This window comes from Xanthomonas sp. LMG 12460 (genome assembly GCF_009192895.1).
In the GTDB taxonomy this organism is placed as follows: Bacteria; Pseudomonadota; Gammaproteobacteria; order Xanthomonadales; family Xanthomonadaceae; genus Xanthomonas_A; species Xanthomonas_A sontii.
Window position 1 is genome coordinate 57,588 of the sequence record NZ_NKUH01000044.1, and the last position, 8,812, is coordinate 66,399.

Sequence of the window (8,812 nt, forward strand, 5' to 3'; positions counted from 1 at the left end):
TGCGCGCCTACCAATTGGCGCGCAGCACCAGCGAGTAACGACGATCGTTGACGAACCAGCTGCGCGTGTACAGATGCCGGTCGACCTCGCCATCGCTGTAGGAGGTCGGCCCCATCAGCACCTTGGTCTCCGCGTTGGTGATGTTGTTGGCCTGGATGCCCAGTTGCAGGTGCGGCGAGAACCGATAGAACACCGAGCCGTCGAGCTGGCCGTAGTCGTCCGACCAGGTCGGCAGCTTGGTCGACACGTCGCTGGCGGTCAGCAGATAGCGCGAACGCCAGTTGTAGGCCAGGCGCACCGACAGCGGACCCTTCTCGTAAATGCCGGCGAAGTTGTAGCTGCGCCGCGACAGGCCTTCCAGCGGCAGCGCCACGCCGGTCACGGTGGTCTTGGTGTAGGGATCGGTCGCCGTGTTCACGCCGCCGCTGCTGTCGACGAAGGTGAAGTTGGCATTGACGCCGAAGCCGCTCATCCAGCCCGGTAGCGAATCGAAGAACTGGGTGTAGCCGTACTCGAAGCCGCGGATGCGGCCCTTGTCCATGTTGTACGGACGCGTCACCAGGAAATCCTGGCCGCCATAGTTCTCGGTGACGGTCTGGTTGGAGAAGTAGTCCTTGACGCTCTTGTAGAACAGCGTCACGTACATCATGTCGCTGCTGTCGAAGTACCACTCCAGCGCGGCGTCGTACTGGTCGGCCTTCATCGGCTTGAGGTTGGGATTGCCGGCGGTGCCGGTCCAGTCCTTCAGCGAGCCGTCGTCGTTGACGGTGGCCGTCAGCAGCAGATACGGCTGCAACTGGGTGTAGTCCGGCCTTGCCATCGCCTTGGACGCGGCCAGGCGCAGCTGCAGCGCATCGGAGAACTTGAAGCGCAGGTTCATGCTCGGCAGCACGTCGGTATAGCTGCCGCGCGCGTCGTTCGGAAAGTACTGCCCGTAGTACTGGGCCTTGAGCGCATCCGAGGCCGAGGTGGCGGACAGGTCCGGATACTGGCCGTAGCCCGAGGCCTCGGTCCTGGTCTGCACCACCCGCACGCCGATGTTGCCGTCCACCGGCACGCCCAGCGCGGTGTCGTTGCCGAAGTACATCACCATGTACGCGGCCTGGGTGCGTTCGAATTGGCGGTTGGTGTCCTGCAACTGGTACTGGTCCGGCGCCCAGCCATAGCCGCGCAGCGCGACGATCTGCTCGATCAGCGCCGAGGTGCCGGCGTAGTCCTTGACCGCGCTGTTGCGCGGGAAGTAAAGGTTGTTGGGCACGCGCACCTTGCCGCGCAACAGGTTCGAAAAGGAATACAGCGACGAGGACGCGGTCATGTAGCTGGCCAGGTCGGCCAGGCCGGTGGCGGTGCCGGGGATGGTCGCCCAGTTGTCGCTGATCACGCCCCAGTTGTAGCCGGAATTCTTGTTGGTCTGGGTGCGGTCGGTGGCGCGGATGCCGGCACGGAAGGTGCGCAGCCACGGGTTGTCGTCGTAGCTGTACTCCAGGTCGAAGCGCGTGGCCAGCTCGCGACCGCGGTTCTTGGCCAGGTGATCCATCGCCGCGCTCCAGAAGTAGTTGGAGGGGTCGGCGGTGTAGCTCGGGTCGGCCAGGGTCACTGCGGGATACTTGCCGCTGAGGTCGAAGGTCAGGCCCGGCAGATAGATCGAACTGAACAGGGTGAAATCCAGGGTGTCGCTCTGCGACTGCACCAGTTGCATGTCGCCGCGCACGGTCAGCCGGTCGGTCAAACGATGGGTGAAGCCGCCGGACAGATCGGAGGTGGTGGTGCTCTGCCGGGCGTAGCGGTTGTCGGTGTAGAAGCGCACGCCGTCGTTGCCGGTGACGTTGCCGCGCCAGGAACTGGACGCCGGCGACCCGCTGACGAAACGGCCTGCGTCGTCGTAGGTGAAGGTGGTGCCGGGTGCCGGCGCGATGGCGTTGGTGTCGTCGTTGAAGAACGCCGCGCGCTCCTGCCAGTTCATGTCGTAGGACGAGCGCAGGTATTGCACGTAGAGGTCGGTGGCGTCGCTGGGCCGCCACTGGAAGGCGGCCGCCACGCCCTTGCGCTTGCGTTCGAACTCCAGCTGCCGCCAGTTGACACCTCCGGGCACGTAGACCTTGTCGAAGCTGGTGCCGGCCAGCAACGCGGGATCGGTGCGGCGCACGAACGGTTCCACCTGGATGCCGTCGCTGCGCGTGGCCAGTTCCGAGTGCGCCACATCGAGCATGAAGCCCATTTCGCCCAGGCCGGTGTTCCAGCGATCGCTGAACAGGAACGAGCCCGAGGGCTTGTAGGTCTTGCTCAGGTCGCCGTAGTTGACGTCGGCGGTGAAGCCGATGACCCGGCCCGGCTGATCGAACGGCATGCGCGTGCGCAGGTTGACCGTGCCGCCGAGGCCGCCTTCGACGATCTCCGCCGAGGGATTCTTGTACACGTCCACGCCGGCCATCAATTCGGCCGGCACGTCCTCGAAGCTGAGCCCGCGTCCGCTGGCGGCACTGAAGCTGTCGCGGCCGTTGAGTTCGCCGCGCACCTGGGTCATCCCACGGATCATCACCCCACTGCCTTCGGCCGAGAAGTGGTCCGGGTCGTTGCGCGCCATGAAGTGATCGATGGTCACGCCGCTGACCCGCTGCAGGGTCTCGGTGACGCTGCGGTCCGGCAGCGCGCCGATGTCCTCGGCGCTGACCGAATCGACGATCTGCTCGGCATCGTGCTTGATTGATTGCGACTTGATCAGGCTGCCACGCACGCCCTTGACCTCGACCGCATCGAGCTGGGTCACCGGGTCGCCCTTCTTGCGCGCGGCAGGCTGCGCGCTTGCGGACTCCGCCTCCTGCGCCAGTGCCTGTGCGCTGAGCAGCAGGCCGATGCTCAGCGCGATGAGCGAACGCGGCAAAACACGGGGACGACGTGACGCTGCGGTCGGCAGAGCCGGACCACAAGAATGCTGCGATGCCATGCGGTTTCCCTCCCAGGAGACATGCACACAGACACGGGCGACGGTCGCACCAGGGCGCCGTCCTGCGAGTTGTGACGGCGTCGGTCTCAGCCGCTGCCGTATCGGATGGCGCCGCTGCGCAGAGTGGCAGGTCGGTCGCTACCGCGATCGGCCGAGACTAGGAATGCACTTGGCGTGAAACAAATGAAAAATTCCCGTCAAGCTATGTGATTCCAGACTAGCGGGATGCGCACCACGGTATGTCTACGAAATCGTCCGTCTGCGACGACATTCAAACGCTCGCCGCCCGCTCGGGATACAGCCGCTTGGCCGCATTGCGCAGCGCCAGCAACACGCGTTCGGCGCCCGGCGGCAGCAGATAGTCGCGGCGGCGCACGATGCCGAACGATTCCATGCGCACGCCCAGCGTGATCGGCAACACCGTCAGCAGCTTGGCCTGTACATACGGCGCCACCGCCTCGGCCGGCAGCGCGGCCAGCAGGTCGCTGCCGCGCAGCAGGCTGGTCATCACCGGCAGCGACGAGGTCTCGATGACGTTCTGCGGCGCCGGCACCGCATGCTCCAAAAACATCGCGTCCAGGCGCGCGCGCAGCACGCTGTCGGCCGGCGGCAGCACCCAGCCGTAGCGGGCCAGGTCGGCATGGCGCAGGTCGGCGCGGGTGGACAGCGGGTGGCCGGCGCGGGCGATCACCGAGTGCGGCTCGTCGGCCAGCGGCTCGAACTCCAGCGCCTCGGCACCATAGGGCCCGAGGATGCGCCCGATCACGATGTCGAGCTGACCATCGAGCAGCTTGGCCACCAGCGGCCGGCTGTAGTCCATCTCCACCCGCACCAGGATGCCGGGGAACTCGCGCTTGACCTCGGCGATGGCCTGCGGCACCAGGTTGGTGCCCGGATTGACCACGGTGCCGATCGAGACCTGGCCCATGCGCCCCTCGCACAGCGCCGCGATCTCTTCCTGGGCGCGGCCGATCTCCGACATCGCCGCGCGTGCGCGGCGGATCAGCACCTGCCCGTACCAGGTCGGTTCGACCCCGCGCGCGTGGCGCTCGAACAGCTTCACCCCCAGCAGGTCCTCCATTTCCGCCAGCAGCTTGGACGCCGCCGGCTGGGTCATGCTGGCCGCCTCGGCCGCGCGCAGCACCGAGCGGTGCTCGTGCAACTGCAGCAGCAACAACAGATGCCGGGTCTTCAGGCGCGCGGCGTTGAACCAGGGATTGGCAGAGGCATTCATCGTGGGCAGGCGTCCTGGGGGAGCGGAGCCGCGTATTCGGCGGCGGAATAGAATATGCCTAAAATTTCATTTGCAGAGCATAGCTCACGCGCGCAGGCTACGGCCCATCGCGCCCCCGCTGGCGCCGTCGTCGTCGGGCACCGGCCCGCCGGCAGCGGAGGCTGTCGGGTGGAGCCAGCGCGCCGACGCATGGCGCGGACTGCAGCGGCCCCGCCGTCCGGTCCCGCCGCTGCGCCGCACTGGTCCGGCGCTTCCGTCACCGTCGTTTCCGCCAGGTATCCCGATGTCCGCCGCTTCCCCGTTCCGACTCCCGCTGATCGCGATCCTGCGCGGTCTCACCCCCGAGGACGCGCTGGCGCACGTCGGGGCGCTGGCCGATGCCGGCTACGACGCGATCGAGATCCCGCTCAACTCGCCGCGCTGGGCCGATAGCATCGGCCCGGCCGCGCAGGCGTTCGGGCAGCGCTGCTGGATCGGCGGCGGCACCGTGCTGCAGATCGGCGACGTCGACGCCCTGGCCGATCTCGGCGCGCGCTTCATCGTCACCCCCAACACGCGCCCGCCGGTGATCCGCCACGCGGTGGCGCGCGGCCTGCAGGTGGTGGCCGGCTTCGCCACCGCCACCGAGGCGTTCGACGCGCTGGATGCCGGCGCGCAGATGCTCAAGCTGTTCCCCGCCGCCACCTACGGCCCCGGCCACGTGCGCGCCCTGCGCGCGGTGCTGCCGGCGCAGGTGCCGCTGTTCGTGGTCGGCGGCGTCAACACCGAGACCCTGCACGACTACCTCGGCGCGGGCGCGATCGGCGCCGGCATCGGCGGCGAGCTGTACCGCCCCGGCCAGTCGCTCGCACAGACCCAGGCGCATGCCGCCGCCTTCCGCCACGCCTATCTGGACCGCGCATGAAGATCGTCCGCCTCACCACCTACCACGCCGCGCCGCGCTGGCTGTTCCTGAAGATCGAGACCGACGAGGGCATCACCGGCTGGGGCGAGCCGGTCATCGAAGGCCGCGCGCGCAGCGTCGAGGCCGCGGTGCGCGAACTCGGCGACAGCCTGATCGGCAAGGACCCGGCGCGGATCAACGACATCTGGCAGATGCTCTACCGCGGCGGCTTCTACCGGGGCGGCCCGATCCTGATGAGCGCCATCGCCGGCATCGACCAGGCGCTGTGGGACATCAAGGGTAAGGCGCTGGGCGTGCCGGTGTACGAACTGCTGGGCGGGCGCGTGCGCGACCGCATGAAGACCTACCGCTGGGTCGGCGGCGACCGTCCGGCGGCGACCATCGCGCAGATCCAGGGCTACCGCGACCTCGGCTTCGACACCTTCAAGTTCAACGGCACCGAGGAAATGAAGCTGATCGACGGCCCGCGCGCGGTGGATGCGGCGGTGGCCAAGGTGGCGCAGATCCGCGAGGCGTTCGGCACCGCCATCGACTTCGGCATCGACTTCCACGGCCGCGTCGCCGCGCCGATGGCGCGCGTGCTGCTGCGCGAACTGGAGCCGTTCAGGCCGCTGTTCGTCGAGGAGCCGGTGCTGCCCGAGCAGGCCGAGTACTACCCGCGGCTGGCCGCGTCCACGCCGATCCCGCTGGCGGCCGGCGAGCGCATGTTCTCGCGCTTCGACTTCAAGCCGGTGCTGCAGGCCGGCGGCCTGTCGCTGCTGCAGCCGGATCTCTCGCACGCCGGCGGCATCACCGAATGCCTGAAGATCGCCAGCATGGCCGAGGCCTACGAGGTCGGCCTGGCGCCGCACTGCCCGCTCGGCCCGGTGGCGCTGGCCGCCTGCCTGCAGGTGGACTTCGTCTCGCACAACGCGGTGCTGCAGGAACAGAGCATCGGCATCCACTACAACGAAGGCGCCGACCTGCTCGACTACGTGCTCAACAAGGACGACTTCGCCTGCGACAATGGCGGCAGCATCGCCGCATTGCCCAAACCGGGCCTCGGCGTGGAGATCGACGAGGAGCGCCTGCGCCATGCCAACGCCAACCCACCCGACTGGCACAATCCCATCTGGCGTCACGCCGACGGCAGCATCGCCGAGTGGTGAGCCGATGAGCGTGTCCACTCCGCCCCGCCACACCGCCACGCTGGCGGTGGACAGCCGCTGCGCGCATGGCGAAGGCATGCTGTGGTGCGAACGCCGCGGCGTGCTGTTCTGGGTCGACATCAGCGGCCGCCGCCTGTGGCGCCACGATCCGTCCAGCAACGTCAGCCGCCATTGGGACCTGCCCGACCGCCCCGGCTGCCTGGGCCTGTTCGACGACGGCCGCCTGCTGCTGGCGCTGGCCAAGGGCGTGTACGCGGCCGATCCGGATGCCGCCGCCGAGACCGACGGCGCGTTGCCGCTGCAGCACCTGGCGGACGTGGAACCGGAGCGCGACGACACCCGCAGCAACGACGGCCGCGCCGATCGCCACGGCAACTTCGTATTCGGCACCATGAGCGAACGCGAGAACCAGGCGCCGGTCGGCAGCTTCTACCAATGGTCGGCGCGCCACGGCCTGCGCCGCCTGCCGCTGCCGGGCGTGGCCATTCCCAACGCGATCTGCTTCAGCGCCGACGGCCGCACCCTGTACTACTGCGACTCGGTGCAACCGCGCATCCTGTGCTGCGACTACGACCCGGACAGCGCGCACACCGCCAACAGCCGCGTGTTCGCCGAACTGGACCATGCCGGCGCCGAGCCGGACGGCGCCATCGTCGACGCAGAAGGCCACCTGTGGAACGCGCAATGGCGCGCCTGGCAGGTGGTGCGCTACCGCCCCGACGGCAGCGTCGAGCGGCGCGTCGCCCTGCCGGTCAAGCATCCCACCTGCCCCGCCCTCGGCGGCACCGACGGCGGCACGTTGTACCTGAGCACCTCGCGGCAGGATCACAGCGAGGACGAACTGGCACGCACGCCGCAGGCCGGCGGCGTGTACGTGGCCGCGGTCGGCATCGCCGGCCTGCCCGAAGGACGCATCGCCAGCGCATGATCGTCGTCGATTGGGGGACCAGCAGCCTGCGCGGCTATCGGCTCGACGCCGACGGCGGCATTCTCGACCAGCGCCGCAGCGACCAGGGCATCGCCGCCTGCCAGGGCCGCTTCGCCGCAACCCTGGCCACCCTGATCGAGGGCTGGGACGGCGACATCGTCCTGTGCGGGATGATCGGCAGCCGCAACGGCTGGATCGAACTGCCGTACGCGCCCTGTCCGGCCGACGCCGCCGCCCTGGCCGCGGCGATGCGGCCGCTGCAGGATCCGGCCCTGCCCGGCCGCACGCTGTGGTTCGTGCCCGGCGTGGCCAGCGACGCCGACGCCGTGCCGGACGTGATGCGCGGCGAGGAGACGCAGCTGATCGGCCTGCTCGCGTTGCTTGCGCAGGAACCGCCGACGGCCGAGATCCACCACGTCTGCCTGCCCGGCACCCACAGCAAGTGGGTGACCCTGCAGGACGGGCGCATCGCCTCGCTGGCGACGATGATGACCGGCGAGCTGTACGCGCTGCTGCGCACGCACAGCCTGCTGGCGCGGCTGATGGACGCCGACGACGGCGTCTTCGATGCGGCCGCGTTCGACGCCGGCGTGCAGCGCAGCGGCGAGCCCGGCGGGGTGCTGCACCATCTGTTCGGCGTGCGCAGCCTGGGCCTGTTCGAACGCCTGAGCGCCGCCGCGGCACCGTCCTACCTGTCCGGCCTGCTGATCGGCCACGAACTGCGCGCGCACCCCGTCTTGCCGCCGGTGGTGCACCTGGTCGGCGGCAGCGGCCTGCTGGCGCGCTACGCGCATGCGCTGGCCGCGCTCGGCAGCCGCGTGCGCACCCACCCCGAGGATCTGGCCGCGCGCGGCCTGTATCGGCTGGCACAGCAGCACGGCGGCCTGGCCGGCTGAGCCGCGCGCGCCGCCCGCCTCCTGCCCAGCACACACGGCGGCGGCGGCCGCTTTGCATTAGAATCACCGGGTTAATCGCCGGATCGAGCCATGCCTTTCGTCGTCACCGAAAACTGCATCAAGTGCAAATACACCGACTGCGTGGAAGTGTGCCCCGTGGATTGCTTCCACGCCGGCCCGAACTTCCTGGTGATCGATCCGGACGAGTGCATCGACTGCACGCTTTGCGAGCCGGAATGCCCGGCCAATGCCATCTACCCCGAGGACGACGTGCCGGCCGGCCAGGAAGGCTTCGTCGCGCTCAACGCGGAACTGGCCAAGGCCTGGCCGGTGCTGACCACGCGCCAGGAACCGCTGCCCGACGCCGCCGAGTGGGACGGCAAGCCGAACAAGCTGCCGCTGCTGCAGAAGTAACTGCACTCATCGTGCTGCGTGAATCCCGCGCTCGCACCTGTAGGACAGTTGACTTCCAGGTTCTTCGCGTTTGATTTACAAATCTCAAGCGACAGCGAGAGCTTTCGCCTTGCGGCGAGTCACTTTTCTTTGCTTGTGCAAATAAAAGTAACCAAAAGAAAGCACACCCTGCCTCGCGCCCTCCGCGCTGCGCGCTCCGGGTCCGCGTCCATCACGGGGATCCGCGGAAGGGGCATCCTGCCCCTGCCGCGGACGGCGTACATCCATGTACGCCGCCCTCCGGGTGTTTCCCCGCGACGGCCGCCGCTGCGGAAGGGAACCCGGTAAGTCAAAAGCCAAAGCCA

The 8,812-nt window shown here is 68.6% G+C and carries 7 protein-coding genes; 5 read left to right on the forward strand and 2 right to left on the reverse strand.

All coding sequences use genetic code 11. From position 1 onward, the window contains the following. Positions 1-7: 7 nt before the first annotated feature. Positions 8-2,944, reverse strand: a complete 2,937-nt coding sequence (locus tag CEK66_RS10365; protein WP_152236870.1) for a TonB-dependent receptor — start codon at positions 2,942-2,944, stop codon at positions 8-10. 271 nt (positions 2,945-3,215) lie between these two features. Continuing rightward, positions 3,216-4,178 (reverse strand): LysR substrate-binding domain-containing protein, encoded by a 963-nt coding sequence (locus CEK66_RS10370; RefSeq protein WP_017913161.1) that lies wholly within the window; start codon positions 4,176-4,178, stop codon positions 3,216-3,218. A gap of 283 nt (positions 4,179-4,461) precedes the next feature. On the opposite strand from CEK66_RS10370, the gene CEK66_RS10375 reads away from it, so the two are divergent. From CEK66_RS10375 to fdxA, 5 genes are all read left to right on the forward strand, one after another. Next, positions 4,462-5,082 carry a 2-dehydro-3-deoxy-6-phosphogalactonate aldolase gene (locus CEK66_RS10375; RefSeq protein ID WP_041500105.1) on the forward strand — a complete coding sequence of 207 codons (621 nt, stop codon included), beginning with the start codon at positions 4,462-4,464 and terminating at the stop codon, positions 5,080-5,082. Next, entirely contained in the window at positions 5,079-6,230 is a 1,152-nt protein-coding gene (dgoD, locus tag CEK66_RS10380) for a galactonate dehydratase (RefSeq protein WP_017909522.1), read from the forward strand. The genes CEK66_RS10375 and dgoD overlap by 4 nt, the downstream gene beginning before the upstream one ends. Positions 6,231-6,234: 4 nt before the next feature. Further along, on the forward strand, positions 6,235-7,158 hold the full coding sequence (locus CEK66_RS10385; RefSeq protein ID WP_152236871.1) for an SMP-30/gluconolactonase/LRE family protein: 924 nt from the start codon (positions 6,235-6,237) through the stop codon (positions 7,156-7,158). After that, on the forward strand, positions 7,155-8,054 hold the full coding sequence (locus CEK66_RS10390; protein WP_152236872.1) for a 2-dehydro-3-deoxygalactonokinase: 900 nt from the start codon (positions 7,155-7,157) through the stop codon (positions 8,052-8,054). The genes CEK66_RS10385 and CEK66_RS10390 overlap by 4 nt, the downstream gene beginning before the upstream one ends. Positions 8,055-8,144: 90 nt before the next feature. Beyond that, positions 8,145-8,468 carry a ferredoxin FdxA gene (gene fdxA, locus CEK66_RS10395; protein WP_017909525.1) on the forward strand — a complete coding sequence of 108 codons (324 nt, stop codon included), beginning with the start codon at positions 8,145-8,147 and terminating at the stop codon, positions 8,466-8,468. The last annotated feature ends 344 nt before the right edge of the window (positions 8,469-8,812 follow it).

Coding starts and splice junctions, on each gene's coding strand:
- CEK66_RS10365 (WP_152236870.1), bottom strand. CDS start 2,944: ATGGCATCGCAGCATTCTTGTGGTCCGGCTCTGCCGACCGCAGCGTCA.
- CEK66_RS10370 (WP_017913161.1), bottom strand. CDS start 4,178: ATGAATGCCTCTGCCAATCCCTGGTTCAACGCCGCGCGCCTGAAGACC.
- CEK66_RS10375 (WP_041500105.1), top strand. CDS start 4,462: ATGTCCGCCGCTTCCCCGTTCCGACTCCCGCTGATCGCGATCCTGCGC.
- dgoD (WP_017909522.1), top strand. CDS start 5,079: ATGAAGATCGTCCGCCTCACCACCTACCACGCCGCGCCGCGCTGGCTG.
- CEK66_RS10385 (WP_152236871.1), top strand. CDS start 6,235: ATGAGCGTGTCCACTCCGCCCCGCCACACCGCCACGCTGGCGGTGGAC.
- CEK66_RS10390 (WP_152236872.1), top strand. CDS start 7,155: ATGATCGTCGTCGATTGGGGGACCAGCAGCCTGCGCGGCTATCGGCTC.
- fdxA (WP_017909525.1), top strand. CDS start 8,145: ATGCCTTTCGTCGTCACCGAAAACTGCATCAAGTGCAAATACACCGAC.